The sequence below is a fragment of the Gemmobacter sp. LW-1 genome (genome assembly GCF_001303875.1).
In the GTDB taxonomy this organism is placed as follows: Bacteria; Pseudomonadota; Alphaproteobacteria; order Rhodobacterales; family Rhodobacteraceae; genus Gemmobacter; species Gemmobacter caeni.
Genome location: NZ_LJSC01000037.1, coordinates 230,724 through 256,001, shown reverse-complemented (window position 1 = coordinate 256,001; position 25,278 = coordinate 230,724). Strand labels below are relative to the sequence as shown.

Genomic DNA, 25,278 nt, shown 5'->3' with positions numbered 1-25,278 from the left:
CGCTGCTTGCCGATCCCGCCGCGCTTTTGCTGGATGAGCCCTTCTCGCGGCTGGACACCGGGTTGCGGGCTGAAATGCGCGCCTTCACCTTCGCCCATATCGCTGAACGGGGTATTCCGGCGCTGATGGTGACGCATGATCCCGAAGATGCGACCGCAGCAGCGGGGCCGGTGCTGCGATTATCTGCCAAAGGGGCTTGAAAATCTGAACAGTTCGGTTCACTTTCGCAAAGTGAACCGAGTCGTTCAGTTTGTGGAGCCCCTGATGCGCCTGACCCTTGCCGCCATCTGCCTTGCCGCCTTGCCCACCCTCGCCGCTGCGGGGGGCGCGCCTTTCGACCTGCCGCGCCTGACCTTCCCCGACCCGGCGCCGCCCGTCACACAATCCTGCACCGATCCGGTGGCCATCGGCGGCGCGACCTGCTCGCAGGGTCTGTGAGCGCCGGTGCTTGCGGGCGCCCGGTCGGCTCGTCTACTCTGGTGTGATGGAAAGCCAGGTAATGCCGCGCGCCCGTAAGGGCCGGAAGTTCGATCAGGTGCTGGAAGGCGCCCGAAACGTGTTTCTTCAACACGGATTCGAGGGTGCCTCGGTCGATGACATCGCCCGCGAGGCGGGGGTTAGCAAGGCGACGCTTTACAGCTATTTCCCCGACAAGCGTCTGCTGTTCATGGAGGTGGCTCAAAGCGAGTGCCGCCGTCAGGCCGATGAGGCGGTGGAGCTGATCGACCAGAACGCCCCTGTCGACAAGGTGCTGACCGAGGCGGCGCGGCGCATGGTCGCCTTCCTCATGTCCGATTTCGCACAGAAGGTGTTCCGCATCTGCGTGGCGGAAAGCGAGCGCTTCCCCGAACTGGGGCATCAGTTCTACCATTCCGGCCCTGTGCTGGTGCGGGAGCGGCTGATGGAATACCTCGCCAAGGCGGTGGAGCGTGGCGAGTTGCAGATCGACGATCTGGCCTTCGCCGCCGACCAGTTCGCGGCGCTGTGCAAGGTGACACTGCACGAACAGACGATCTTCGGCGTCGCCGCCTGCTGTCCGCCGCAGGAGGCCGACAAGGTGGTCTCGGGCGCGGTCGAGATGTTTCTGGCGCGCTACGGGGGGCGTTAGAGCAGCCGGACGCTGCCGCCGGGCGTGGACTTGTCCAGCCTGAAGCGGTCGGAATGGGCAGACAGAAACTTGCCCCAGCTTGCGTGCCCCGTGGCCTTCAATCTGCCCTTCAGCTCCTGCCCGATTTTGGTCAGTGGCAAGGCACCACCCGATGCGCTGTCACGCAGCAAGTTTTCTACATCCTTCAGCAGGGTGGCTTCAGGAATGTTGGCCGGCAGGACATGCGCTGGCTTGGGCGCGGGTGTTTGTGTCGGTCCCGGCGCAGATTTCAACTCCACAAACCCCGTGCAGCTTTTGCGCCAGTTTTCTGGTGCTGTAGCCTCGCCCATGCCATAGACCGGAATGCCGCGCTCGCGCAGGTGGCTGGCGATATGGCTGAAGTCGCCGTCATTGCTTGCCAGAACGATCACATCCGCCAGCCGGTCATGCACCAGCGCCAGGGCCTCGATACACAAAAGCAGATCGGCCGCGTTCTTGCCCCGCCCGGCATGGATCAGCCGGTAACCCGGCGCCGCGTCCCAGCGCGGCAGCCTGGCCGCATCGCCATAGACCCGCTTAACCGTCACCGCACCATGTTTTGCTGCCTGAATGATCAATGGTCCGGCATGGCGGTCGCCAAGATTCTCGCCATCGACCAGCAGAGCAACACGGGCGCGACCGGAGGTATGGGTCGCCATGAGTTCGGGGGACAAGGCATTCATCGGAGACTCGCACTGGTTTCAGCCAGTCAAGTCGCCGATTATGGCCCTGTCATGGCGATGGATCAGGAGCGGTCGCGCGCCAGCAGTTGACCACCCGGACCCGGTTTCACCTCGAACCGGCTGGAGATCTTGCGGATCAGGTCCGACAGTTTGGCGCTGCCATAGGTGCGGGTGTCGAAATCGGGATTGGCCTGCGTGATATACTGGCCGATCTGGCCAAGCGAATACCATTCGCCTTCGGGGTCGATGGCGCGCATCGCGGCAGCGATCAGCGGGATGGCCTTTTGCGGCGATTCCGTCTCGCGCCTGCCGCGCGGAGCGCGCGGTTCGGCCGGCGTATCGGTGGGCGTGGTATCCACAGGCTCCGGCGCGCGGTCTATCCGTGGCTCGGGCGTGTTGTCATCGCTTTCCTCGGCCCCGAGGTTCTCCACATAGATGAACCGCTTGCAGGCCATGCGGAAGGCTTCGGGCGTTTTCTTCTCGCCGATGCCGTAAACATCCAGACCCTGTTCGCGGATGCGCGCGGCCAGACGGGTGAAATCGCTGTCAGAGCTGACCAGCACGAACCCGTCAAACAGGCCCGAATGCAGGAAATCCATCGCCGCGATCACCAGCCCGATATCCGAGGCATTCTTGCCCTTGGTGTTGGAAAACTGCTGATCCGCCACCATGCCCAGCCGCGCGACCTTCTTTGCCCAGCCGCCAAGACGCTGCGCCGACCAGTCGCCATAGATGCGGCGCACGCTGGCTTCGCCCAGGGCGGCGATTTCCTCGAAAATCGCTTCGGCATAGCCGGCGGGCACGTTGTCGGCGTCGATCAGCACACACAGGCGGGGAGTTCTGGTTTCGGGCATCATGGTCCTCTTGTTCTTTTGCAACCATTGTCACAGGTTCGGCGCCTCAGGGGAAGCGGATTTGCCGGTTTCCCTTGCCCAAGGTCGCCATCAGGCGGGAAACACACGGAAAATCCCGCGACCCTGCACCGGGCGAGGGCAGGAGGACAGGATGGAGCAGGGACGCGGAACGCTGGCCGGGATCGGGCTGATGCTGGCGGCAATGGCGGTGCTGCCGTTTCTGGATGTGGTGGCCAAGACACTGGGTCAGCAGGGCATGCCGATCCTGCAAATCGTCTGGGCGCGCATGGCAATGGGCACGCTGATGACCGCGCCCTTCGCCGCGCGGATCGGCGGGATGCGGGGGCTCTGGCCCTCGCGGCCGGGGATGCATGCGCTGCGCACGGCTTTCCTCATCGGGGCGACCTTCTGTTTCTTCTTCGCGCTGAAGTTTCTGCCGATTGCCGATGCGCTGGCCATCTTCTTCGTGCAGCCGCTGGTGGTCACCGCCCTGTCGCCGCTGGTGCTGGGCGAAAGGGTCGGGCCGCGCCGCTGGGCTGCGGTCGCCGTGGGTTTCATCGGTACGCTGGTCATCATCCGTCCCGGCTTTCAGGCGGTCAATCCGGGCATGTTGCTGGCACTTGCCGCAGGGACGAGCCTTGCGCTCTACATGCTGATCACCCGGCGCATGGCGGGGCGCGATCACGCGATGGTCACCACGTTCCAGACCAGCCTGATCGGCGCCATTGCCGTCAGCCTTGCGGTGATCCCGGTCTGGCAGGCGCCCACGCCTGCGCAATGGGCGCTGTTCCTCGCCCTCGGCTTCGTGGCGACCTTCGGCCATTACCTGATCGTCATGGCCTATGACCGGGCTGAGGCGAGCCTGCTGGCCCCCCTGGCCTATACCGAGATGATCATGGCCGTTGCCGTGGGCTGGTGGTTCTTCGGCGATTTCCCGGATCTGTGGACCTTCGTGGGCGTCGGCATCCTGATGGCCTGCGCGCTTTACATCTCGGCCCGCGAGCGTGCCGTGACTAAACCTGCGGAATAAAGACCGGATTTCAACCCCCTGCCGACTTGCCCTGCGGGCTTTGCCTGCCCAGCCTCTGCCCGCGACAGGCAAGGGAAACAGATATGCGCGCAGCGATATGTCGGGACTATGGCGGCCCCGGAGTGGTGAGGATTGAGGATCGGCCCGTGCCGGTGCCCGGACCGGGGCAGGTGCTGATCCGTGTTCTGGCGACGACCGTCAGCGCCGGGGATGCGCGCATCCGCGCGATGCGGATGCCACCGGGGATGGGGGTGCTGGGCCGGGTGCTGTTCGGCCTGCGCCGCCCGCGTCAGCCGGTGCTGGGGGCCGAGTTCTGCGGCAGGGTCGAGACGCTGGGGCCGGGCGCCACGGGCTTTGCGCCAGGCGATCTGGTGGTCGGCATGGCGCGCGGCGGTGTTCATGCCGATTATGCCGTGCTGCCGGCCAACGGCCCGCTGATCCGCAAACCCGGGGCGCTGAGCCTGCATGAGGCCGCTGCGATGGCCTTCGGGGGCACCACGGCGCTGACGTTTCTGCGGGGTGTAACGCGGCTGCGGGCGGGGGAGCGACTGCTGGTGATTGGTGGCGCCGGGGCTGTCGGCACAGCGGCCGTGCAGATCGGTCGCGCGCTGGGGGCCGGGGTCGCGGCCCTGACCCGGCCCGGAAATACCGCGCTGCTGGCCGGGCTGGGGGCCGAGCCGCTGCCGTTTCACCCGGCCGCCCTGATGCACGAGGCACGGCGCTGGGATGTGGTACTGGATACGATGGACCTGCCGCGCCCCACTGCCCGCGCGTTGCTGGAACCAGACGGGCGGCTGCTGATGGTGGCAGCCGGGCTGGGCGGCATGCTGGCGCCCGTGGGCAATGCGCTGCGGCGACAAAAGCTGCATGTCGGGATGGCCGGTGAAACCCGCGCCGATCTGGAAGCCCTGGCCGATCTTGTTGCGCGCGGGCACTTCCGCCCCGTCATCGACTGCGTTCTGCCGTTCGAACGTATCGCCGAGGCACACGCGATTGCGGACAGCGGCGCGAAACGCGGCAGCGTGGTGCTGGATCTGACCATCTGAGCAGGGTGGTTGCCGGAAGGTCACGCTGCGGTTTTCCTCGCCCGGCCCCCTTTTCCCGTGCGCCGGGAAGGTTATCTTGCGCCGGGAAGGGACGGCCCTTCCAGGGAACTACATCGCGGGACGGCCCGCCCGAAAGGAAAGGGCCGCAAGATGCGCAGCTTCCGTGACCGTTTGCGCCATGCGCTGAGTTTCGAAATCCTCGGGCTTCTGATCGTCACGCCACTGGCGATCCTGCTGCTGGACATGCCCGCCGCGCATGTGGGCGTGGTGACGGTGGGCAGCGCCACGCTGGCCGTGATCTGGACCTGGGCTTACAACTGGGGGTTCGACCTGATCCTGCACCACCGGCGCGGCGATACCCGCAAGGGGCCGGGTCTGCGCATCCTGCATGCGGTGCTGTTCGAACTGGGGCTGCTGGCGGTGCTGGCGCCCTTCATCGCCTGGTGGCTGGGCGTCAGCCTGACCGAGGCGCTGCTGCTCGATCTGGGCTTCGCTTTGTTCTACATGGTCTACGCTTGGGCGTTTAACTGGGGCTATGACCGGCTGTTCCCGCTGCCGGAATGGGCCGAGGGGCACTGACCCCTCAGCCCTTCAGCTCGGCGATCAGGCGGATCGGGCCGGGGCTGCCGCGCAGGCGGGCGCGATAGACAGTCAGCGATTCCGCGACCCGCATCACATAGGCGCGGGTCTCGGTGAAGGGGATCATCTCCACCCAGTCCACAACATCCACCGCATCGCTGCGCGGGTCGCCAAATTCGGTGATCCAGCGGCGCGGACGCCCCGGCCCGGCATTGTAGCCCGAGGCGACCAGCGCGATGGATGGCCCGAATTCCTCGACCAGCTTTGCCAGATAGGCCGATCCCAGCGTGGCGTTATAGGCCGGGTCGGAGGTCAGCCGCGCCAGTTCGTAGGGCTGCCCGATCTCGGCTGCCGTGCGTCTGGCGGTTTCCGGCATCAGCTGCATCAGCCCGCGCGCGCCCACCGGGCTTTGCGCCGCCGGGTCAAACTCGCTTTCCCGCCGCGCGATGGCCAGCGCGAAGGCGCGTGATACCGCCAGCCCTTCGGCCGGAACCAGATCAGGTACGGGGAAATAGGCGGCGGGCAGGATCACACCCCGCTCGGCCGCCTGCTTGGCGATCAGCACGGCGACATGCGGTTCGTGGATGGTCAGCGCCAGATCGGCGAGGCTGGCGGTATCCTGCGGGCCCAGACTTTCGGCCAGATGCAGGATGAACCGCTTCCCCAGCGTCCGGTCGCCTGCGTTGAACAGCAGAAGCGCCGCTTCCAGCACGCTGGAGCGGGCAAAGGTCCGGTTGCGCCAGTCGGGTGCTTGCAGGGGCGCCAGAAGCGCCGGGTCGAGCGGTTGGCCGATGCGTTCGGCGGCAAGCTGCCCGTAATAGGCGGTCTGCATCGTGGCCGCACGGGAATAGGCGGTTTTCGAGGCGGGATCGCCCAAAGCCTCCAGCGCGCGGCCCTGCCAGTAAAGCGCGCGTGAGACCGAGATGGGTGTGGCGACATTCTGTTCCAGATGTCGGAAATGCCCCAGGGCGGTCTGTGCATCCCCCAGCCTGCGCAGGGCGATGAAACCCGCGAGGAACTCCAGATCCGCATAATCGCCGCCCGAGGTAAGATAATGCCGGGCCGCGATGCGATAGGCCGATTTCGCATCGCCATCGCGCAGAAGCTTCCGCGCGAGTTGGGCGCGGCGCTTGCCCCAGGCCTCGGGGCGGCCCAGCGTCTCGGCCTTGGCGGATGCGTCGAGCATCAGCGCCGTCGCCTCGGGCCAGAGATCGCGCGCGATGCGCCAGTCCATGCGGGCATGGGCGATCAGCGGATGGGCCGCCATGGCCGGGGGCAGGGCCGCCAGCCGGGCATCGACGCCAGTGTCGCGCGCCATCAGGGCCAGCCGCGCCTCGGCCAGCGCGCGCCAGTCCGGCGAAAGGCGCGGCAACAGCCGCTTTGCTTCGGCGGCGCGGCCGTCCCACAGCAGGCGTTCCAGCCGTTGCGCGTTCAAAGTCGTCAGACCGGGGTAAAGACCCAGCAGCGCCGCCTCGTCCTCGGGCGTCAGCGGCAGGTCGGTCCAGGCACGGCGGGCCTCGGCCTCAGCCTCGGGTGCACGGCCGCTGGCGCGCAACGCGCTGATGACGGCCAGACTGCCGGTGCCGGTTTCGGGCAGGTGGCTGCCGAACCAGGCCAGAACCCGGCCGGGCGTGGTGGACCGCGCCACTGCCTCTTCTCCTTTTTCGCGCAGATAGGGCAGGCCGGGCCAGTCTGGGCGACGGGCGAGAAAGTCCTCATATTCCGTCAGCGTGCCATCCCCGGAGCGCAACCGCTGCCATTCGATGATGTCGCGACCCACGGGGGAGGTACTGGCAGCCAGCCGCATGGCCTCGGGCCAGTTGCGGCGCCCGGCTTCGTTCAGCGCCAGACGCAGGGCGCCGGGCGTGTCGGCTTGCGCCACGGCGGGGGGGGTGGCGACGGGCAGGGCAAGGGCGAGGCTGGCGGCAAGGAGAAGGCGCTTCATGCCCCGAACCTGCCGCAAGCGCGCGGCAGGGGCAATTCACTTCGACGCCAGCGGCGGCGACCGGCGCCCCGGCGCCGCCCAAAATTCTTCGCAAGAATTTTGCCGCCCGCAGGCGGGCGGGGCGCTGCGCTTTGCCTTGGCAATTGCCGCAGGGATCGCTAGAGGAAAGGCGTTCAACCGGGCGAGTCTGCCCCAGCTTCAGGAGATGCGTGTCATGTTCAAAGGGTCCATGCCTGCCCTTGTCACGCCGTTCAAGAACGGCGAGCTGGATGTGGAAACGCTCAAGAAGCTGGTCGAATGGCATATCGCCGAAGGCTCCAACGCGCTGGTTCCGGTGGGGACCACGGGCGAAAGCCCGACGCTGAGCCACGAGGAACATGGCCGGGTCATCGAGATCGTGGTGGAAACCGTTGCGGGCCGCATTCCGGTCATCGCCGGGGCAGGGTCGAATGCAACGGCCGAAGGGATCGGCCTGATCCAGCATGCCGAACGCGCGGGCGCCGATGCGGCGCTGGTGGTGACGCCCTATTACAACAAGCCGACCCAGGCCGGGATGATCGCGCATTTCACCGCGCTGCATGATGCCTCGGCGCTACCGATCATCATCTACAACATTCCGGGCCGCTCCGTCGTGGACATGACCCCCGAGACGATGGGCACGCTTGCCAAACTGCCGCGCATCGTCGGCGTGAAGGATGCCACCGGCAAGATTGAGCGGGTGAGCCAGCAGCGCGCAAGCTGCGGTGCCGATTTCATTCAGCTTTCGGGCGAGGATGCGACGGCACTGGGCTTCAACGCCCATGGCGGCGTGGGCTGCATCTCGGTCACGGCGAACGTGGCGCCGCGTCTGTGCGCGGAGTTCCAGGCAGCGACGCTGGCCGGTGATTATGCCAGGGCCCTGGAGTATCAGGACCGTCTGATGCCGCTGCATGAGGCGATCTTCATCGAGCCGGGTCTGGTGGGGGCCAAATACGGTCTTTCGCTGCTGGGTCTGTGCAGCGAGGAGGTGCGTCTGCCGCTGGTCGGGCTCACCGATGGTACCAAGGCGCGCATCCGTGCGGCGATGGAGCACGCGGGGCTGCTCTAAGAGGGGCTCTGCCCCCGCGCCTGCGGCGCGCCCCCGGGATATTTGGACCAGGATAAAGGCCCTGCACCTGCGGGGCCTTTTTGACGCGAGGGGACACGGATGACCGACAATCTGCGCGGCAGTCTGTTCATGGTGGCGGCCATGCTGGGATTTGCCATTGAGGACATGCTGCTCAAGCGCGTTGCCGGGGCAGGGGTGCCGGTGGGCGAGGTGCTGATGCTGTTCGGTACCGGCGGGATGCTGGCTTTTGCCGCCCTGACCGCGCGGGCCGGGCAGGCGCTGTGGCATCCTGCCGTGGTCGCGCCGCGCATGTTGTGGAAGGCGGGCTTCGAGGTCGGCGGGCGGCTGTTCTATACGCTGGCCATCGCGCTGACGCCACTGTCCAGCGCCAGTGCCATCCTTCAGGCGACGCCGCTGGTGGTGGTGGCCGGGGCCGCGCTGATCTTTGGCGAGCGGGTGGGCTGGCGCCGCTGGTCGGCCATTCTTGTCGGGCTGGCCGGCGTTCTGCTGATCCTGCGGCCGGGGCTGGAGGGGTTCAGCGCCGCCTCGCTTCTTGCGGTTGCCGGGCTTCTGGGCTTTGCCGGGCGCGATCTGGCGACGCGGGCGGCGCCGAAGGTGCTGAGCAATCTGCAACTCGGGATCTACGGCTTTGCCGCCATGGTGCCGACCGGCGCGGGATTGTTGCTGTGGGAGGGCGGCGCGGTGGTTCCGGCCGCGCTGCAATGGGTTGAACTGGCGGGCGCGGTATGCGTAGGGGTCTTTGCCTACTGGGCGCTGACCGTGGCGATGCGCACGGGCGAGGTAAGTGTGGTGACGCCGTTCCGCTATACCCGCCTGCTGTTCGCGCTGGTGCTGGGGATGGTGGTGTTCCACGAGCGTCCCGATGCGGCGACACTGATCGGTTCCGCGATTGTGGTGGCCGCCGGGGTCTTTACCCTGTTGCGCGGCAGGGCCTCCGCGCGTGGCTGATCCGGGGTGTGACCGGGGGTGATCTGGACTTTCATTCCCGGCTCGCCTATCTGATGCCGACCATGGCCCAGAAATCCGATCCCAATTCCAAGCTGATTGCCGAAAACCGCCGGGCGCGTTTCGATTACTTCATCGAGAGCGATCTGGAGGCAGGTATCATGCTGCTGGGGTCCGAGGTGAAATCGCTGCGTCAGGGCGGATCGAACCTTGGCGAAAGCTATGCCTCGGTGGAGGAGGGTGAACTGTGGCTGATCAACAGCTATGTCGCCCCGTATCGCGAGGCAAAGACCTGGGGCCATGAGGAACGCCGCAAGCGCAAGCTGCTGGTGTCGCGGCGCGAACTGGCGCGGCTGTGGAATGCGACCGCGCGCGAGGGTATGACCATCGTGCCGCTCAAATGGTATTTCAACGAACGCGGGCTGGTGAAGGTGAAGCTGGGCATCGCCAAGGGCAAGAAGATGGCCGACAAGCGCGCCACCGAAGCCAAGCGCGACTGGGACCGCCAGAAGCAACGCCTGCTGCGGCACGGCTGAAATTCCCCCTCGATTCCGGTGGCCGCGGTGATTGGCAAGCGGCGGCGGCAGGTGCAGGCTTGCCGCATCGGGCCGCTGTGGCCCGGCTGTAAGGGAACGAGTTCATGGAACTGATCATCAGTCTGATCGCGGGGGCGCTGGGCGGCAATGGCGCGGGCGCCGTGCTGAAGAACCTCAGCCTTGGTCCGCTGGGCAATTCGATCGTGGGGATTCTGGGCGGTGGCCTGGGCAGCCAGCTTCTCGCCGTGCTGGGGGCGGGCGGCATGGCCGGAGCGGGCGGCACTGATCTGGCCTCGATCATCGGCAGCATCGCTTCAGGCGGTGTCGGCGGCGGGGTGCTGCTGGCCATTGTCGGGGCGATCCGCAGCGCGATGGCAAAGTAAGCCCGGCAGCGCCGGGCCGTGGCTTGGCGCTTGCCTCGGAAGGCGGCAATCGGTAAGCCGGTCCTGATTAGACGAGGAGCCGCGCATGACTTCCGCCTTCCGCGACGACCCGAAAACGCTGGTCTCGACCGACTGGCTGGCCGCGCATCTGAAAGACCCCGATCTGCGGGTGCTGGATGCAAGCTGGTATATGCCCGACGCCGGGCGCGATGCGAAAGCCGAATATGACGCCGGTCATATCCCCGGCGCGCGTTTCTTCGATATTGACGAGATTTCCGACCAGCGCTCTGCCCTGCCGCATATGGCGCCGCCGGTCGAGAAATTCATCAGCCGCATGCGCGCCATGGGCGTGGGTGACGGGCATCAGGTTGTGATCTACGACGGCGCCGGGCTGTTTTCGGCCGCGCGCGTCTGGTGGACCTTCCGCCTGATGGGCAAGACAGATGTCGCGGTGCTGGACGGCGGCCTGCCGAAATGGAAGGCCGAGGGGCGCGAGATTGAGGACATGCCGCCGGTGCTGCGCGACCGCCATATCACCGTCAGCCGTCAGGCCGGGCTGGTGAAGGATGTGACGCAGGTGGCCCATGCCAGCAAGCTGGGTGAGGCCGAGATCATCGACGCCCGCTCCGCCCCGCGCTTCCGGGGCGAGGTGGCCGAGCCGCGGCCGGGTCTGCGCTCGGGGCATATCCCCGGATCGAAGAACCTGCCGTTCGGCGAGCTGTTCAATGCCGATGGCACCATGAAGAATGACGCCGATCTGCGGGCGGCTTTCACAGCGGCGGGGGTAGATCTGTCCAAACCGGCGATCACCACCTGCGGCTCCGGGGTGACTGCCGCCATCCTCGCGTTGGGGCTGGAACGGATGGGCCATCGCAACTGGGCGCTCTATGACGGCTCTTGGGCCGAATGGGGCATGTACGACGACCTGCGGGTCGCCAAAGGCTGAGCCCTGCCCGGTTTCCACGGGGCTCTACTTCTCTGGAAGGTGAACGGGATGTTTGACGCATTGAAGGCGCAGCCACAGGACAAGATCCTGCAACTGATCGCCATGTTCCGCGAAGACACGCGGGCGGACAAGATCGACCTTGGCGTCGGGGTCTACAAAGACCCGACCGGGCTGACCCCGGTGATGCGGGCGGTCAAGGCCGCCGAGAAGAAGCTCTGGGAAGCCGAGACGACAAAGACCTATACCGCGCTGGCTGGTGAGCCCGCCTATAACATGGCGATGCGCCGCATGATCCTTGATGGCGTGGTGGCGGAGGATCGTCTGGCTTCGGTCGCGACGCCCGGCGGGACGGGGGCCATCCGGCAGGCGCTGGAACTGGTGAAGCTGGCCGATCCGAAGGCGACGGTCTGGCTGTCGGCGCCGACCTGGCCGAACCATCCGTCGATCATCAAATATCTCGGCATTCCGATGGCCGAATACCGCTATTTCGACGCGGCCAGCGGCGGTGTCGATTTCGCAGGGATGATGGAGGATCTGGGCCGGGTGAAGCCGGGTGATGTGGTGCTGCTGCATGGCTGCTGCCACAACCCGACCGGCGCCAACCTGAGCGCCGATCAATGGGCCGAGGCGGTGGAGCTTCTCGCCGGGCGCGGCGCGCTGCCGCTGGTCGATCTGGCCTATCAGGGCTTCGGCGACGGGCTGGAGGCCGACGCGGCCGCGACGCGGCTGGTGGCCGAAAGCTTCCCCGAGGTGCTGATCGCTGCTTCGTGCAGCAAGAATTTCGGGATCTACCGCGAACGCACCGGCATCCTGATCGCCGTATCGAAGGATGCGGAGGCCACGAAGATCACGCAGGGCAATCTCGCCTTCCTGAACCGCCAGAACTACAGCTTCCCGCCGGATCATGGCGCGCGGGTGGTGACGGTGATCCTTGAGGATGCCGTGCTGACCGCCGACTGGAAGGCCGAGCTGGAGGAGGTGCGGCTGAACATGCTGGGCCTGCGCGAGCAACTGGCGGAAGAACTGCGCAAGGCGACCAATTCCGACCGCTTCGATTTCGTGGCCCACCATCGTGGCATGTTCTCGCGGCTGGGGCTGACCGAGGCGCAGGTGAACCGGCTGCGTGAGGAGCATGGCATCTACATGGTGGGCGACTCGCGCATCAACATCGCAGGGCTGAACGCGAAAACCGTGCCGGTGCTGGCGCGGGCCGTGGCTTCGGTCCTGTGACGGCGGGGGTGACGCAAAAGTTTTCCTGAAAACTTTTGCAAATTTCTTTGCAAGAAATTTGAAAGGCCCGGAGCTTGCTCCGGGCCTTTTCCTTTGCCCGAGGTCGGGCTGGGTGTGGCGGGCCGGGGAGGAGGTCGGCCCGCCGGGACGCTTAGCCGTGATAGGCGCTTTCACCATGCGAGGTGAGGTCGAGGCCCTGACGCTCGCTGTCATTATCCACGCGCAGGCCGACAACCATGTCCACCAGCTTGTAGAGGATGAACGAGATCACGCCGCTCCAGACGATGGTGATGACGACCGACTGGAACTGCACCCAGGTCTGCGCCGCGATCGAGTAGTCATCGCCGTTCACGCCGCCCAGCGTCGCCGCCGAGAAGATGCCGGTGCCGATGGCGCCGACGATACCGCCCACACCGTGAATGCCGAACACGTCAAGGCTGTCATCGTAGCCGAGTTTGATCTTCACCACGGTGACGAAGTAGTAGCAGATGGCAGCAGCGATCACGCCGAGCAGGATGGCGCCCATCGGGCCGACGGTGCCGCAGGCCGGGGTGATGGCCACGAGACCGGCCACCATGCCCGACACACCGCCCAGCATCGAGGCCTTGCCGCGCAGCATGCCTTCCAGCGCAGACCAGGCGACAGCGGCGGCAGCGGTGGCGAGGAAGGTGTTGATCATGGCGAGCGTCGCGCCGCCGTTGGCTTCAAGGTTCGAGCCGACGTTGAAGCCGAACCAGCCGACCCACAGCATCGAGGCGCCGATCATGGTCATCACCATCGAATGCGGGGCCATGTTCTCTTTGCCGTAGCCGACGCGCTTGCCGATCACGAGGCTGCCGACCAGCGCCGCGATCCCGGCGTTGATGTGCACAACGGTGCCGCCCGCAAAGTCGATGGCACCCATATTGAAGATCAGGCCCGCGCCGTCCCACACCATATGGGCGATGGGGAAGTAGCAGAACGTCCCCCACAGCACGCTGAACAGCAGCACGGCGGTGAACTTCACCCGTTCGGCGAAGGCGCCGATGATCAGGGCCGGGGTGATGGCCGCAAAGGTCATCTGGAAGGCGATGAACAGGTATTCCGGGATCACCACGCCGTCGGTGAAGGTGGCCGACATGCTGTCAGGCGTCACACCGGCGAGGAACAGCTTGCCGAGGCCACCCCAGAACGGCGAGGTGCCGCCGCCGAAGGCGAAGGAATAACCGTAGATCACCCAGACCAGCATCATCACGCAGGCGATCAGCGTGGTCTGCATCAGCACCGACAGCATGTTCTTGGTGCGCACGAGGCCGCCGTAGAACAGCGCGAGGCCCGGCAGCGTCATGAACAGCACGAGAACGGTGGAGGTCATCATCCAGGCGACGTCGCCCTTGTCCATCACCTGCGCGACTTCGGCGACGGCTTCGGTGGCCTCGGCCGTGGCTTCCTGTGCCCAGACGGGCAGCGCGGTCACTGCCGCGAGCCCCGCAAGGCCAGAGAGTTTGGTCAAAGTTTTCATGGTCGTTGTTTCCCCTTCCACCCGCATCTCAAAGCGCGTCGTCATTGGTTTCGCCGGTGCGCACGCGCACGGCCTGTTCGACATCCAGAACGAAGATCTTGCCGTCACCGATCTTGTCGGTCCGGGCGGTGGAGCGGATCGTTTCCACCACCTGATCGGCCAGGCTGTCGGAGACCACGATCTCCAGCCGCACTTTCGGCACGAAATTCACGGCATATTCGGCGCCGCGATAGATTTCCGTATGACCCGACTGCGAGCCGAAGCCCTTGATCTCGGTTACCATCATCCCGCGCACCCCGATGGTGGTGAGTGCCTCGCGGACTTCCTCAAGCTTGAACGGCTTGATTGCTGCGATGATCAGTTTCACGTGCGTCCCCTTCTCTGGCAGACGGCCCGCTGCGGGGCCTTGCGCACTCAGAAGGCGGAGAATGCTGCGAGTGCACAAGAAACGACGTCCGCAAGGGGCGGGCAGGAGACGACAAGTTGCACATTTTTTGCACTTTCTCCTGCGACTGCATATTTTTTGTGCGGAAACGAATTGCGAATCGCGGGCGCATGCCCTCCACAACAGGCGTGCGACAGGGTAAGATTCCCCAAAACAAGATCAGAGCAGGCGTGACGGGCATGAGTGGATCGGGAAACAAGGGCAAGACGCTGGTGGCGGATCGGCGCTATGGCGGGGGCGGGGCCAAGCCGCCGCCGAAAAAGCCTGCTGCCGCGAAGAAATCGCCCGCTCCGCGCAAACGCCCGCCCCGCAAGCACGGTCTGATCATGGGGTTCATTCTGGGCATCCTGTCGATGATCTGGCGGGTGGTCTGGGGAATCGGCTGGCGCGTCACCGCCGTCGTCGGGCTGATCCTGTTTGGCGCGGCCTTCTATTTTGAACAGCGCCTGCCGCAGGTATCGGACCTTGTGGATGCCCGCGCGCGCGGATCGGTGACCATGCTGGACCGCGATGGCAAGGTCTTTGCCTGGCGCGGCGAAACCTTCGGCGGCATGATCACCGCCGAAAACGTCTCCAAACACCTGAAGAATGCCGTGGTGGCGACCGAGGACAAGCGGTTCTTCCATCATTTCGGCGTCAGCCCGCGCGGCATTGCCTCGGCCATCCGCATCAACCTTGCCGAAGGCCGTGGCCCGCTGGAGGGCAACGGCGGTTCGACCATCACGCAGCAGGTGGCAAAGCTTCTGTGCCTTGGCGTCGAATATGATGCGAAACAGTGGAAATCCGAAGCCGCCTACGAGGAAGACTGCCGCTCGGGTGGGGTGTGGCGGAAGGTGAAGGAGATTCCCTTCTCGCTGGCGATGGAATGGAAATATTCCAAGGATGACATCCTGACGATCTATTTCAACCGCGCTTATCTGGGTGCGGGTGCGCGTGGGTTCGAAGCGGCAGCGCAGCGGTACTTTGGCAAATCGGCCAATCAGGTGAATCCGGCTGAAGCCGCGATGCTGGCGGGCCTGCTGAAAGCGCCCTCGCGCTATGCCCCGACCAACAATCTGAAACGGGCGCAGGACCGGGCCAATGTCATTATCGGCCTGATGGAAGAGCAGGGCTATCTGACCAGGGCCGAGGCCGATGATGCCCGCGCGCATCCGGCACAGCTTTCGGAGGCTGCGCAAAAGAATGCGGGTGGCTTCTTTGCCGACTGGGTCATGGAATCCGGTCCTGCCTTCCTGACCAAGGAAACCACCGAGGATGTGATCATTCGCACCACGCTGGATCAGAAGATCCAGCGCGACGCGGAAGACGCGCTGCAATTCGTCTTTGAAACCAAGGTGCAGGAAGGCTCCAAAGCGCAGGCCGCCATCGTGGTGATGAGCGCGGATGGTGCCGTGCGCGGCATGGTCGGCGGGCGCAAGATTGCGGCAGCGGGCAGCTTCAACCGGGCGACGCAGGCGCTGCGGCAGACGGGATCGGTGTTCAAGCCCTTTGTCTATGCCGCTGCGCTGGATCTGGGCTACAGCCCGTCGGATTATGTCGAGGATACGCCGCTGACGATGCGGATACCCGGCTCCGGCCCCTGGACGCCCGAGAATTACGACAAGAAGTTCAAGGGTATGATCACGCTGACGCAGGCGCTTGCGGAAAGCCGCAATATCCCGGCGGTGCGCGTGTCCGAGGCGGTGGGCCGCGATGTGGTGCGGCAGGTGGCGCAACAGTTCGGGGTGAAAAGCGATCTGGCGGCGGGTCCGGCGCTGGCGCTGGGGGCTTCGGAAAGCACCTTGCTGGAGATGACGGGCGCCTATGCCGGTATCCTCAACGGCGGCTCGTCGGTGCAGCCCTATGGTCTGGTGGAACTGAAGTTGCAGGGCGATGACACCGAGCTTATCGGCCAGTCGGGCGGTATCGGTGAGCGGGTGATCAGCCAGAATGCGGCGCAGTTGCTGACCTATATGATGACGCAGGTGATCCAGAAGGGCACCGGCGGCCGGGCGCGGCTGGGCGATACACCCGTTGCGGGCAAGACGGGCACCACCAATGCTTCGCGCGATGCGTGGTTCATCGGTTTCTCGGCACATTATGTTGTCGGGGTCTGGATGGGCTATGACGACAATACGCCGCTGAAGGGTGTGACCGGCGGCGGTCTTCCGGCCGAAATCTGGCATGAGGTGATGGCGCGGGTCCACAAGGGCATCCCCGCGACGCCGCTGCCGATGATCGTGCCAGAGCCGCGTCTGCCACCCAGCGCCGGTGCCTCGGCATCATCCGGCGATGTCGGCGGTGTGCCGCAGGGCCAGCAATATGCGCCTCAGCCCCAGCAGGGTGGCCAGCCGCCCGCGCAGGGCAGCGACCCGATTGCCGATGCGCTTCGCGATGTGCTGGGAACGACCTCGGGGCTTTACTGAAACAGCCGCAGCACCAGCGGGGCCACGAAGGCGGTCAGCACCGCGTTCAGCCCCATGCCGAGGCCGGCGAAGGCCCCGGCCACCGGATGCACCTGAAAGGCGCGGGCGGTGCCGATGCCATGGGCAGCGACGCCGGTGGCAAAGCCCCGCGCGCGCCAGTCGCGGATTCCCAGCGCATTCAGCAGCGGTGTGGTGCAGATCGCCCCGATGATGCCGGTCAGGATCACCAGCACGGCGGTCAGCGTGGGTGAGCCGCCCAGCCGCTCGGATATGCCCAGAGCCACCGGCGCGGTGGCGGATTTTGGCGCGAGCGAGGCCAGAACCTCGCCGGTGATGCCGAAGGCCCGTGCGATGGCCACGGCCGATCCGGCGGCGACCACAGATCCGGTGACCAGCGCCGCCAGCAGAGGCAGCGCGGCGCGGCGCACATGGGGCAGGTTGTCCCACAGCGGCAGCGCGAGCGCGACCGTGGCGGGGCCCAGCAGGAAGTGCACGAATTGCGCCCCCTCGAAATAGGTGGGGTAAGGCGTATCGGTCAGCCACAGCAGCCCCGCCAGAAGTGCGACTGCGATCAGCACCGGGTTGGCCCAGGGTTTGCGCCCCGCCGCGCGGAAACAAGCGTCCCCTGCCGCATAGGCCGCGAGCGTTGCCGTCAGCCACAGAAGCGGCCCGCGCGCGAGGTAAGACCAGATCTCGGCGAAATCGGTCATGCTTCCGGTTCCATTTTCATCAGCTTTGCTACAGCGGTAAAGGCCAGCGCCCCGGCGCCGATGGCGAGGATGGTCGAGACGATCAGCACCACGGCCAGTGCCGGGCCATAGCCCGCGAGCGTGCCAAGATGGCCCACGACGCCGGTGCCCGCAGGCACGAACAGCAGCGAGAGGTTGCCAAGTATGCCCTGCGCGAGCGGGCGCACGATCGTGACCAGGCCGGGAAAAACGGCAAAACCGGCAATCAGGATCAGCATTCCCAGCACCGGGCCGGGCAGTGGCAGCCCGGTCACGCGTGTCAGCATTTCACCGGCAAGCTGGGCGCCAAGAAGGGTCAGAAGGGCTGGGATCATGCGGCCTCCGGGGTTTTGTCGGAGACTGAGACAAAGCGCGGATTCAGGGAACGGGCAAGACCGGCTTGCGGAAGGTCAGGCTTGTCGGGCGGTCATAACCTGCATGCGCCGTGGCCTCGGTCTGGGTGAAGCCCATCGCGGTGAAGGCGGCGTGGTTTTCCACCAGTTCCACCCGGCTTTGCAATTCCAGCGTGGGAAAGCCCAGTGCGCGGGCGCGCATCTCCGCGCAGGCGATCAGGCGGCGGGCGAGGCCGCGCCCCCGCTCGGTCTTTGCGGTGGCGACCTTTCCGACGTAAAGCGCATCGGCCTTCGGGGTCAGGACCATGCAGGCCACGGGCGGTGCACCGATCACCCAGACCTCGCCCGTCTTTGCCTGCGCGCCCAGATCCGCTTCGGTCAGCCGGTGCATGGAGGAAGGCGGGTCGATCCGCCCGTCCATATAGGCGAAGGCCGCGCGGATCAGCGCCAGCACCGGCGCCATGTCATCCTCGGGCGCCAGACGGCGCGGCGGCGGCGCAGCAAGGGTGGTCCAGGGCAGATGTTCGTCAGTATGCACCTCGGTTTCCGCCACGAAATCCTGCGGGCGGTCCAGCGTGGCGGCGTGCAGATGCACCTCGCCCGGAAACCGGGCCGAGCGATAGGCCAGCGGGCTGCCGCACTGGCCGCACCGATCCCAGAAGGTGCCGGGGCTGCTGCAATGGCTGGCGCGATCCGGGCCGAACCAGCGCAGGGCCGCCTCTGCCGCGCCCAGATAGCTGGCAAAACCCGCCCCGGTCGCCTTGCGGCAGGACGCGCAATGGCAATGCGCGGTCCAGAGGGGCGGCGCGTCCAGCCGGTAGGTGGTAGCGCCGCAAAGGCAGGCGCCGGTGATCGGGGGCGAAAGGCTCATGCCCCGATCCTCGCCGCAGCCTTGCCTTGCGTCAATTGCCGGAATTCGCGGCGCTTTGGCGCAGGGGAACAGCCAACATCTTGGGGATAACCCCGCTCGTTCCCGCCATATGCGGGGGGCAGAGATTGACTCCACTCCTTGCAACCCCGACGATGCCACCCCCGAAACGGAGATTCCCTTGCGGTTCACCCGCCTCAGACTGAACGGCTTCAAAAGTTTCGTCGATCCGACGGAGCTGGTGATTCACGATGGCCTGACCGGCGTCGTGGGGCCGAACGGCTGTGGCAAGTCGAACCTGCTGGAGGCATTGCGCTGGGTCATGGGGGAAAACCGCCCCACCGCCATGCGCGGCGGCGGGATGGAGGATGTGATCTTCGCTGGCGCGGCCACCCGCCCGGCGCGCCACTTTGCCGAGGTGGCGCTGGTGCTGGACAACAGCGAGCGGCTGGCGCCCTCCGGGTTCAACGATGCCGATGCGCTGGAAATCGTGCGTCGCATCACCAAAGACGCGGGGTCCGCCTACAAGGCCAACGGCAAGGACGTGCGGGCACGCGACATCCAGATGCTGTTCGCCGATGCTTCGACCGGGGCGCAAAGCCCGGCTCTGGTGCGGCAGGGGCAGATTTCGGAGCTGATCAACGCCAAGCCCAAGGCGCGTCGGCGTATTCTGGAAGAGGCGGCGGGGATTTCCGGCCTTTATCAGCGGCGGCACGAGGCCGAACTGCGGCTGAACGCGACCGAGCAGAACCTGACCCGCGTGGATGATGTGCTGGAGCAGCTTGCGGCGCAGCTTGCAACGCTGGCGCGGCAGGCGCGGCAGGCGGCCCGGTATCGTGAGATCGGCGAGGAACTGCGCCGTTCGGAAGGGATGCTGCTGTATCGCCGCTGGCGTGAGGCCGATCTGGCGCGGGCCGAGGCGGAGGATGTGCTGCGCGGGCGGCTTCTGGCCGCGGCTTCGGCTGAAAAGGCCGCGCGCGAGGCGACGAAACGGCGCGAGGCGGCCGAGGATCTGCTGCCGCCCCGGCGCGAGGAGGAAGCCATCGCAGGTGCGGTCTTGCAGCGGCTGGTGGTGCAGCGCGACGCGCTGAATGATCAGGAAGCGCGGGCGCGGCAGGTCATCGAAACCCTGCATGGCCGCATCGCCCAGCTTGCCCGTGACATGGAGCGCGAGGCCGGGCTGAACCGCGATGCGGGCGAAACCATTGCCCGGCTGGACTGGGAGATGGAGGCGCTGGCCCGCGCCCATGACGGCCATGACGAGCGGCTGGCGGAGGCGGTGGAAGTGGCGCGCGAAGCCGGGGCGATCCTGTCGGAACGTGAAGCGCAGCTTGCCGACCGGACCGAGGATGTCGCGCGTCTGGCGGCGCGGCACCAGTCGGCGCAGCGCCTGCTGACCGATACCCGCGCCACACTGGAGCGGGCCGAGGCCGAGGCGGCTCGGGCACGGGAGGCGGTGGCCACAGCGACCGGCGCACTGGAGACGGCGGCAGAGGCGCAGGACAGCGCGGCAGAGACGCAGGAAGAGGCCATCGCGCTGGCCGAGGCGGCGGAAGAGGCGCTGGCCAGCGCCGAGGAAGCCCGCGCCGAAACGCAGACCCGCGAGGCGGAAGCCCGTGCCGCGCGATCTGGTGCTGAGGGCGAGGCCAATGCTTTGCGCGCCGAGGTCGCGGCTTTGGCCCGTCTGGTGGACCGCGAGGCGCAGGCGGGCACGCAATTGCTGGACCGGGTGCAGGTCACGCCAGGTTATGAGGCGGCGCTGGGGGCAGCCTTGGCGGACGACCTGCGCGCGCCGGAACTGGCCGAAGGGGCGCGTTCCGGCTGGGCCTTGCTGCCGGATTACGAAGCGTCGCAACCGCTGCCCGAGGGGGTGGCGCCGCTGTCGGCCCATGTCACCGTGCCCGAGGTGCTCTGCCGCCGGATTGCCCAGATCGGTCTGGCCGACCGGGCGCAGGCGGCGGCTTTGCAGGCACAATTGCGCCCCGGTCAACGGTTGGTCAGCCTGAACGGCGATCTGTGGCGCTGGGACGGGTTCCGGGCGGGGGCGGAGGATGCGCCATCGGCCGCGGCGCTGCGTCTGCAACAGCTTAACCGTCTGGTGCAGTTGAAGCGCGATCTGGAAGAGGTCGCCGCGCGGGCTGAGGGCGCGAAACAGGCGCATGAGGCATTGCAGGCCCGTCTGAGTGATCTCAACCGGGCCGATCAGATGGCGCGCGAGGCCCGGCGTGCCGCCGACCAGCGCGTGACTGAGGCGGGCAGGGCACTGGCGCGGGCCGAGGCTGACCGCTCGCTCGCCGCTGGCAAGCTGGAGGCCGCGCGGCTGGCCGTGACGCGATTTGATGACGAGGCGATGGCCGCGCGGTCGCGCCTGGCCGAGGCCGAAGCCGGGGCAGGCGGGCTGGACGATCTGGAAACCGCGCGCGCGGGTGTCGAGGATTTGCGCATGGCGGTCGAGGCCGCGCGCATCACCATGATGTCCCGCCGTTCCGCGCAGGATGAACTGCGCCGCGAGGGCGAAGCCCGTGTGCGGCGGCGGCAAGAGGTCACCAAGGAAATCTCGGGCTGGCGGAATCGTCTGGATACGGCGGAAAAGCGCAGCGCCGAACTGGCGGAACGCAAGGCCGAGGCGGAGGAGGAACTGGTCGAGGCCAGCGCCGCGCCCGAGGAAATCGCCATCAAGCGCGAGGAACTGGGCGAGGCGATCGACGCCGCCGAGGCTCGTCGCCGCAAGGCCGCCGATGCGCTGGCCGAGGCCGAGGGCAAGCTGCGCGAGGCGCAACTGGCCGAGCGGGACGGGGAGCGGCTGGCAGGTGAGGCCCGCGAGGCCCGCGCCCGCGCCGATGCACGCGCTGATGCGGCCCGCGAAACCGTCGCCTATGCGGCGGAACGTATCCGCGAGGAGATGGATCTTGCGCCCGCCGAATTGCTGGACCGGCTGAAGGCCGACCCGGATGCCATGCCCGCCGCCGAGGTGCTGGAGACTGATGTGAACCGGCTGAAACGCCAGCGCGACTCGCTGGGGGCTGTGAACCTGCGCGCCGAGGAAGATGCAAAGGCGGTGCAGACCGAACATGACCAGCTTCAGCAGGAAAAATCTGATCTGGAAGAAGCGGTGAAGAAACTGCGCGCCGGGATTCAGGGGTTGAACCGCGAAGGCCGCGAACGTCTGCTGACCGCCTTCGAACAGGTCAACGGGTCTTTCGGCACGCTGTTCAATCACCTGTTCGGCGGCGGTGAGGCGCGTCTGGTGCTGGTGGAAAGCGATGACCCGCTGGAAGCCGGGCTGGAAATCATGTGCCAGCCGCCCGGCAAGAAGCTGTCCACGCTCAGCCTTCTGTCGGGGGGCGAACAGACGCTGACCGCGCTGTCGCTGATCTTCGCGGTGTTCCTCGCCAATCCCGCACCGATCTGCGTGCTGGACGAGGTGGACGCGCCTTTGGATGATGCGAACGTCACCCGCTTCTGCGACCTGCTGGACGAGATGACCCGGCGCACCGAGACGCGGTTCCTGATCATCACCCACCACGCCGTGACCATGGCGCGGATGGACCGGCTGTTCGGGGTGACGATGCAGGAACAGGGGGTCAGCCAGTTGGTCAGTGTCGATCTGAAGAAGGCGGAGGCGCTGGTGGCATGACCGGGGCAGAGGTGCAGGCGGCTTTCGCCACCGCAGGGTTTTGTGGTGTCGAAGCGGAAGGCGGCGTGGTCTATGCCCGCGTTACCCCGCAATCGCCCGAGTTCCGGGCCGAGGAAACCGAGGCCGGCTGGCGGCTGGTGTTGCCATGGAACGTGACCCCGCCCGCCGAGGCGATGGCGGCGTGGAATGCCCTGATGGGGGCCGCCCGCATGGAGTTGCATCAGGGTGAGGCGCGGCTGGTCACGGGCTTTCCGGGGCCGCAAGTGCTGATCCGCTGGGCTGCCCTGGCGGCCGAGGCAGAGGTGCATTTCATCCGCTGGCGCCGCGACCGGCGGCCCTGGGAAGGCATGTGATCAGAAGGCGTTGCCAATGACGAACGCCGCCGCCCGGATCACGCCCCAGGATACCAGTCCCAACCACAGGAACGAAACCACCGCCGCACCAAGGCCCGCCAGCACCCAGAGCCCGTCACGCTCCATGATCGCCAGTGCGAGGATGCAGACGCTGAGCGAGGGCAGCAGATTGCCCAGCGGCACCGGCAGCGACAAAAGGATCGCCAGCGCCAGGCAGATCGCCCCCAGCAATCGTTCGGCCAGCGGCGCGGTCAGCAGCGGCCAGCGGTGGCGCAACAGGCTTTCGGCCCGGTGCAGATGCGGCAGGGCGCGTGCCACCAGCTGCCGGACCTGCGCGGTCGCCATGGATCTTTCGGCGATCAGCCGGGGCAGATGCGGCGGCCGCCCCAGCACCATCTGGGCCGAAAGAAAGATGATCGGCAGGCCAAGGATCGTCGCCACGCCCGGCGGGGTCGGCAGGATGTTCGGAAAGGCAAAGACGAACAGCAGTGCAGCACCTGCCCGGTCCTGCATCGCAGCCAGCATGTCGCCAATGCTCAGCCGTGGGTGCGGATGCGCGCTGGCTGTTGCGTGCAGCAGATCGGAAAAGCGCGGCTCGCCGTGGCGGGGCAGGGCGCGCGGGGCGGCTTCGGGCATGGCGGGGCCTCCGGCATCGAATGCTTGCCGGTCTATCCCCGCCCTGTATCAGCCTGACGACAGCCGTGCCGGGGGTGACAGGCCGGGGCCGCTGTGGCACTTTGGCCGGGGATGACTGGCTGGCGGGGGCAATGCCGATGACGGAAGCGGAACAGGGGCAGTTCGATCTGGACGGTTTTCTGCCCTATCTGCTCAATCAGGCGGCGGAGGCGACTTCGAAATCCTTCTATGCAGTTTATCGCGCTGACTACGGCATGACCCGCACGCAATGGCGCGTCATGGCCAATCTGGGCCGCTTCGGCGCCATGACAGCGCGGGACATCTGCCGCATTTCACATATCGAAAAAACCAAGGTCAGCCGCGCGGTCGCGGCGCTGGAGGCCGAGGGCCATCTGGCGCGCAACCCCAGCCCGACCGACCGGCGGGCCGAAATCCTGTCGCTGACCCCGGCCGGGCGCGAGGTGTTCCTGCGGCTGGGTCAGCGCGCGCTGGATTACGACCGCATGCTGCGCGAAAGTCTTGGCACGACCGAGGCGGCCCGGCTGGAGGCGCTGTTGCGCGCCCTGATCGCGCAGGGCAGCGACGTGACGGACGAGGACTGACCGCTGCGCGCTTGCAAGCGGGCGCGACCCCCCCTATGAGGCGGCAATCCCTGACGGACGGAGCGGCGGCATGAATATCCTCATCCTCGGCAGTGGCGGGCGCGAGCATGCGCTGGCCTGGGCGGTCAAGCAGAACCCGAAATGCGACCGGCTGATCGTGGCGCCGGGCAATGCCGGAATTGCGCAGATCGCCGAATGCGCCAGCCTCGATATTCTGAACGGCCGTGACGTAGTGCGCTTTTGCGAGGAAAACGCCATCGACTTCGTGATTGTCGGCCCCGAGGCGCCGCTGGCGGCAGGCGTGGCCGATGCAACCCGCGCGGCGGGCATCCTGACCTTCGGACCCAGCGCCGAGGCGGCGCGGCTGGAAGCCTCGAAAGGGTTCACCAAGGAAATCTGTGATGCCTGCAATGCACCGACCGCCGGTTACGCCCGCTTTACCGAGGCGCAGGCCGCGAAAGACTACATCCGCCGTGTCGGCGCGCCGCTGGTGGTGAAGGCCGATGGCCTTGCCGCGGGCAAGGGTGTCATCATGGGCATGACCGAGGCCGAGGCGCTGGCCGGGATCGACGAGATCTTCGGTGGCGCCTTCGGGGATGCGGGTGCCGAGGTGGTGATCGAGGAGTTCATGGAAGGCGAGGAAGCCAGCTTCTTCATCCTTTCCGACGGCAAGACCGCCCTGCCCATCGGGACCGCGCAGGATCACAAGCGGGTGGGCGATGGCGACACCGGCCCCAATACCGGCGGCATGGGGGCCTATTCCCCGGCCCCGGTGCTGACTGATGCCATTGCTCAGGCGGCGCTGGATGAAATCGTTCTGCCCACCATCCGCGAAATGGCCCGTCGCGGCACGCCCTATCAGGGGGTGCTTTACGCCGGGCTGATGATCAGGGACGGCAAGGCGCGACTGGTGGAATACAACTGCCGCTTTGGCGACCCGGAATGCCAGGTGCTGATGCTGCGGCTTGGCGCGCAGGCGCTGGACCTGCTGCATGCCTGCGCCGAGGAGCGGCTGGCGGAGATGCAGGTGAACTGGGCCGAGGATCACGCGCTGACCGTGGTGATGGCGGCGAAGGGCTATCCCGGCGCCTATGAGAAGGGCAGCGAGATCCGGGGCCTCGCCGCCCTGCCGGAAGACAGCCGCAACATGGTGTTCCACGCCGGAACCGCCGCCCGCGACGGCGCCCTGATCGCCACCGGCGGTCGTGTCCTGAATGTCACCGCAAGAGGTGAGACCCTGACCGAGGCGCAGGCCCGCGCCTATGCCATGGTCGATGCGATTGACTGGCCGGGCGGCTTCTGCCGTCGCGACATCGGCTGGCGGGCGCTGTAAGGGCGC

25 protein-coding genes and 2 pseudogenes are annotated in these 25,278 nt (G+C 66.7%); 17 read left to right on the top strand and 10 right to left on the bottom strand.

Features of this window, described 5'->3' with window-relative positions; genetic code table 11:
* From AO684_RS21810 to AO684_RS10060, 3 genes and pseudogenes are all read left to right on the top strand, one after another.
* Window positions 1–200 (top strand): annotated as a pseudogene (locus AO684_RS21810) (ABC transporter ATP-binding protein); the annotation flags it as partial.
* A gap of 64 nt (window positions 201–264) precedes the next feature.
* On the top strand, window positions 265–438 hold the full coding sequence (locus AO684_RS21805) for a hypothetical protein (protein ID WP_161806006.1): 174 nt from the start codon (window positions 265–267) through the stop codon (window positions 436–438).
* Window positions 439–499: 61 nt separating this feature from the next.
* Window positions 500–1,108 (top strand): TetR/AcrR family transcriptional regulator, encoded by a 609-nt coding sequence (locus AO684_RS10060; RefSeq protein ID WP_369814587.1) that lies wholly within the window; start codon window positions 500–502, stop codon window positions 1,106–1,108.
* Here AO684_RS10060 and AO684_RS10055 read toward each other — a convergent pair.
* Window positions 1,105–1,809 carry an NYN domain-containing protein gene (locus AO684_RS10055; protein ID WP_054302604.1) on the bottom strand — a complete coding sequence of 235 codons (705 nt, stop codon included), beginning with the start codon at window positions 1,807–1,809 and terminating at the stop codon, window positions 1,105–1,107. The genes AO684_RS10060 and AO684_RS10055 overlap by 4 nt on opposite strands.
* A gap of 62 nt (window positions 1,810–1,871) precedes the next feature.
* Window positions 1,872–2,663, bottom strand: a complete 792-nt coding sequence (locus tag AO684_RS10050; RefSeq protein WP_054302629.1) for an NYN domain-containing protein — start codon at window positions 2,661–2,663, stop codon at window positions 1,872–1,874.
* Between the two features lie 151 nt (window positions 2,664–2,814).
* Between AO684_RS10050 and AO684_RS10045 the strand changes: the two genes are divergently transcribed.
* The 3 genes from AO684_RS10045 (at window position 2,815) to AO684_RS10035 (ending at window position 5,318) form a co-directional block, all read left to right on the top strand.
* Entirely contained in the window at window positions 2,815–3,693 is an 879-nt protein-coding gene (locus AO684_RS10045) for a DMT family transporter (RefSeq protein WP_054302603.1), read from the top strand.
* Window positions 3,694–3,776: 83 nt separating this feature from the next.
* On the top strand, window positions 3,777–4,739 hold the full coding sequence (locus tag AO684_RS10040; protein ID WP_082400868.1) for an NAD(P)-dependent alcohol dehydrogenase: 963 nt from the start codon (window positions 3,777–3,779) through the stop codon (window positions 4,737–4,739).
* A gap of 150 nt (window positions 4,740–4,889) precedes the next feature.
* Window positions 4,890–5,318: a PACE efflux transporter gene (locus AO684_RS10035; protein WP_054302601.1), complete on the top strand. Its 429-nt coding sequence runs from the start codon at window positions 4,890–4,892 to the stop codon at window positions 5,316–5,318.
* Window positions 5,319–5,322: 4 nt separating this feature from the next.
* Here the strand turns inward: AO684_RS10035 and AO684_RS10030 are convergent, their stop codons facing one another.
* Entirely contained in the window at window positions 5,323–7,263 is a 1,941-nt protein-coding gene (locus tag AO684_RS10030) for a lytic transglycosylase domain-containing protein (protein ID WP_054302600.1), read from the bottom strand.
* 214 nt (window positions 7,264–7,477) lie between these two features.
* Between AO684_RS10030 and dapA the strand changes: the two genes are divergently transcribed.
* The 6 genes from dapA to AO684_RS10000 all read left to right on the top strand — a co-directional run bounded on the left by dapA (window position 7,478) and on the right by AO684_RS10000 (window position 12,411).
* The gene (dapA, locus tag AO684_RS10025) at window positions 7,478–8,350 is read left to right on the top strand and encodes a 4-hydroxy-tetrahydrodipicolinate synthase (RefSeq protein WP_054302628.1); all 873 of its coding nucleotides are present in this window, start codon (window positions 7,478–7,480) and stop codon (window positions 8,348–8,350) included.
* Between the two features lie 99 nt (window positions 8,351–8,449).
* Entirely contained in the window at window positions 8,450–9,319 is an 870-nt protein-coding gene (locus AO684_RS10020; protein ID WP_054302599.1) for a DMT family transporter, read from the top strand.
* 62 nt (window positions 9,320–9,381) lie between these two features.
* Complete coding sequence (gene smpB / locus AO684_RS10015) at window positions 9,382–9,852, top strand: SsrA-binding protein SmpB (protein ID WP_054302627.1); 471 nt, start codon at window positions 9,382–9,384, stop codon at window positions 9,850–9,852.
* A gap of 104 nt (window positions 9,853–9,956) precedes the next feature.
* Window positions 9,957–10,235 (top strand): hypothetical protein, encoded by a 279-nt coding sequence (locus AO684_RS10010; RefSeq protein WP_054302598.1) that lies wholly within the window; start codon window positions 9,957–9,959, stop codon window positions 10,233–10,235.
* A gap of 85 nt (window positions 10,236–10,320) precedes the next feature.
* Window positions 10,321–11,181 (top strand): 3-mercaptopyruvate sulfurtransferase, encoded by an 861-nt coding sequence (sseA, locus tag AO684_RS10005; RefSeq protein ID WP_054302597.1) that lies wholly within the window; start codon window positions 10,321–10,323, stop codon window positions 11,179–11,181.
* A 48-nt stretch (window positions 11,182–11,229) separates the two neighbouring features.
* Window positions 11,230–12,411: an amino acid aminotransferase gene (locus AO684_RS10000; protein WP_054302596.1), complete on the top strand. Its 1,182-nt coding sequence runs from the start codon at window positions 11,230–11,232 to the stop codon at window positions 12,409–12,411.
* Window positions 12,412–12,562: 151 nt separating this feature from the next.
* Here AO684_RS10000 and AO684_RS09995 read toward each other — a convergent pair whose 3' ends face one another.
* Window positions 12,563–13,912 carry an ammonium transporter gene (locus AO684_RS09995; protein WP_054302626.1) on the bottom strand — a complete coding sequence of 450 codons (1,350 nt, stop codon included), beginning with the start codon at window positions 13,910–13,912 and terminating at the stop codon, window positions 12,563–12,565.
* Window positions 13,913–13,940: 28 nt separating this feature from the next.
* The gene (locus tag AO684_RS09990) at window positions 13,941–14,279 is read right to left on the bottom strand and encodes a P-II family nitrogen regulator (RefSeq protein WP_054302595.1); all 339 of its coding nucleotides are present in this window, start codon (window positions 14,277–14,279) and stop codon (window positions 13,941–13,943) included.
* 257 nt (window positions 14,280–14,536) lie between these two features.
* Between AO684_RS09990 and AO684_RS09985 the strand changes: the two genes are divergently transcribed.
* A complete protein-coding gene (locus AO684_RS09985) occupies window positions 14,537–16,762 on the top strand; it encodes a transglycosylase domain-containing protein (protein ID WP_054302594.1) in 2,226 nt (741 codons plus the stop codon).
* Here the strand turns inward: AO684_RS09985 and AO684_RS09980 are convergent.
* The 4 genes and pseudogenes from AO684_RS09980 to AO684_RS22230 form a co-directional block, all read right to left on the bottom strand.
* Entirely contained in the window at window positions 16,756–17,472 is a 717-nt protein-coding gene (locus AO684_RS09980) for an LrgB family protein (RefSeq protein ID WP_054302593.1), read from the bottom strand. The two genes, AO684_RS09985 and AO684_RS09980, sit on opposite strands and share 7 nt — an antisense overlap.
* A complete protein-coding gene (locus AO684_RS09975; RefSeq protein ID WP_054302592.1) occupies window positions 17,469–17,825 on the bottom strand; it encodes a CidA/LrgA family protein in 357 nt (118 codons plus the stop codon). The genes AO684_RS09980 and AO684_RS09975 overlap by 4 nt, the downstream gene beginning before the upstream one ends.
* 43 nt (window positions 17,826–17,868) lie before the next feature.
* Window positions 17,869–18,306 carry an N-acetyltransferase gene (locus AO684_RS22235; RefSeq protein ID WP_054302625.1) on the bottom strand — a complete coding sequence of 146 codons (438 nt, stop codon included), beginning with the start codon at window positions 18,304–18,306 and terminating at the stop codon, window positions 17,869–17,871.
* Window positions 18,307–18,384: 78 nt separating this feature from the next.
* A pseudogene (locus AO684_RS22230) lies at window positions 18,385–18,714 on the bottom strand (GFA family protein); the annotation flags it as partial.
* Between the two features lie 178 nt (window positions 18,715–18,892).
* On the opposite strand from AO684_RS22230, the gene smc reads away from it, so the two are divergent.
* The gene (gene smc, locus AO684_RS09965; protein ID WP_054302591.1) at window positions 18,893–22,348 is read left to right on the top strand and encodes a chromosome segregation protein SMC; all 3,456 of its coding nucleotides are present in this window, start codon (window positions 18,893–18,895) and stop codon (window positions 22,346–22,348) included.
* Complete coding sequence (locus tag AO684_RS09960) at window positions 22,345–22,701, top strand: hypothetical protein (protein ID WP_054302590.1); 357 nt, start codon at window positions 22,345–22,347, stop codon at window positions 22,699–22,701. Before smc ends, AO684_RS09960 begins: the two co-directional genes overlap by 4 nt.
* Here the strand turns inward: AO684_RS09960 and AO684_RS09955 are convergent, their stop codons facing one another.
* The gene (locus tag AO684_RS09955; protein WP_054302589.1) at window positions 22,702–23,337 is read right to left on the bottom strand and encodes an exopolysaccharide biosynthesis protein; all 636 of its coding nucleotides are present in this window, start codon (window positions 23,335–23,337) and stop codon (window positions 22,702–22,704) included.
* A gap of 131 nt (window positions 23,338–23,468) precedes the next feature.
* On the opposite strand from AO684_RS09955, the gene AO684_RS09950 reads away from it, so the two are divergent.
* Window positions 23,469–23,939 carry a MarR family winged helix-turn-helix transcriptional regulator gene (locus tag AO684_RS09950; protein WP_235451255.1) on the top strand — a complete coding sequence of 157 codons (471 nt, stop codon included), beginning with the start codon at window positions 23,469–23,471 and terminating at the stop codon, window positions 23,937–23,939.
* 70 nt (window positions 23,940–24,009) lie between these two features.
* Window positions 24,010–25,272 carry a phosphoribosylamine--glycine ligase gene (gene purD / locus AO684_RS09945; RefSeq protein ID WP_054302588.1) on the top strand — a complete coding sequence of 421 codons (1,263 nt, stop codon included), beginning with the start codon at window positions 24,010–24,012 and terminating at the stop codon, window positions 25,270–25,272.
* The last annotated feature ends 6 nt before the right edge of the window (window positions 25,273–25,278 follow it).

Coding starts and splice junctions, on each gene's coding strand:
- AO684_RS09955 (WP_054302589.1), bottom strand. CDS start 23,337: ATGCCCGAAGCCGCCCCGCGCGCCCTGCCCCGCCACGGCGAGCCGCGC.
- AO684_RS09975 (WP_054302592.1), bottom strand. CDS start 17,825: ATGATCCCAGCCCTTCTGACCCTTCTTGGCGCCCAGCTTGCCGGTGAA.
- dapA (WP_054302628.1), top strand. CDS start 7,478: ATGTTCAAAGGGTCCATGCCTGCCCTTGTCACGCCGTTCAAGAACGGC.
- AO684_RS10055 (WP_054302604.1), bottom strand. CDS start 1,809: ATGAATGCCTTGTCCCCCGAACTCATGGCGACCCATACCTCCGGTCGC.
- AO684_RS09995 (WP_054302626.1), bottom strand. CDS start 13,912: ATGAAAACTTTGACCAAACTCTCTGGCCTTGCGGGGCTCGCGGCAGTG.
- AO684_RS09980 (WP_054302593.1), bottom strand. CDS start 17,472: ATGACCGATTTCGCCGAGATCTGGTCTTACCTCGCGCGCGGGCCGCTT.
- AO684_RS09985 (WP_054302594.1), top strand. CDS start 14,537: ATGAGTGGATCGGGAAACAAGGGCAAGACGCTGGTGGCGGATCGGCGC.
- AO684_RS10040 (WP_082400868.1), top strand. CDS start 3,777: ATGCGCGCAGCGATATGTCGGGACTATGGCGGCCCCGGAGTGGTGAGG.
- AO684_RS10045 (WP_054302603.1), top strand. CDS start 2,815: ATGGAGCAGGGACGCGGAACGCTGGCCGGGATCGGGCTGATGCTGGCG.
- AO684_RS10035 (WP_054302601.1), top strand. CDS start 4,890: ATGCGCAGCTTCCGTGACCGTTTGCGCCATGCGCTGAGTTTCGAAATC.
- AO684_RS09950 (WP_235451255.1), top strand. CDS start 23,469: ATGCCGATGACGGAAGCGGAACAGGGGCAGTTCGATCTGGACGGTTTT.
- AO684_RS10030 (WP_054302600.1), bottom strand. CDS start 7,263: ATGAAGCGCCTTCTCCTTGCCGCCAGCCTCGCCCTTGCCCTGCCCGTC.
- purD (WP_054302588.1), top strand. CDS start 24,010: ATGAATATCCTCATCCTCGGCAGTGGCGGGCGCGAGCATGCGCTGGCC.
- AO684_RS10000 (WP_054302596.1), top strand. CDS start 11,230: ATGTTTGACGCATTGAAGGCGCAGCCACAGGACAAGATCCTGCAACTG.
- AO684_RS22235 (WP_054302625.1), bottom strand. CDS start 18,306: ATGGCGCCGGTGCTGGCGCTGATCCGCGCGGCCTTCGCCTATATGGAC.
- AO684_RS10020 (WP_054302599.1), top strand. CDS start 8,450: ATGACCGACAATCTGCGCGGCAGTCTGTTCATGGTGGCGGCCATGCTG.
- AO684_RS10060 (WP_369814587.1), top strand. CDS start 500: ATGCCGCGCGCCCGTAAGGGCCGGAAGTTCGATCAGGTGCTGGAAGGC.
- AO684_RS21805 (WP_161806006.1), top strand. CDS start 265: ATGCGCCTGACCCTTGCCGCCATCTGCCTTGCCGCCTTGCCCACCCTC.
- AO684_RS10010 (WP_054302598.1), top strand. CDS start 9,957: ATGGAACTGATCATCAGTCTGATCGCGGGGGCGCTGGGCGGCAATGGC.
- smpB (WP_054302627.1), top strand. CDS start 9,382: ATGGCCCAGAAATCCGATCCCAATTCCAAGCTGATTGCCGAAAACCGC.
- sseA (WP_054302597.1), top strand. CDS start 10,321: ATGACTTCCGCCTTCCGCGACGACCCGAAAACGCTGGTCTCGACCGAC.
- AO684_RS09960 (WP_054302590.1), top strand. CDS start 22,345: ATGACCGGGGCAGAGGTGCAGGCGGCTTTCGCCACCGCAGGGTTTTGT.
- AO684_RS10050 (WP_054302629.1), bottom strand. CDS start 2,663: ATGCCCGAAACCAGAACTCCCCGCCTGTGTGTGCTGATCGACGCCGAC.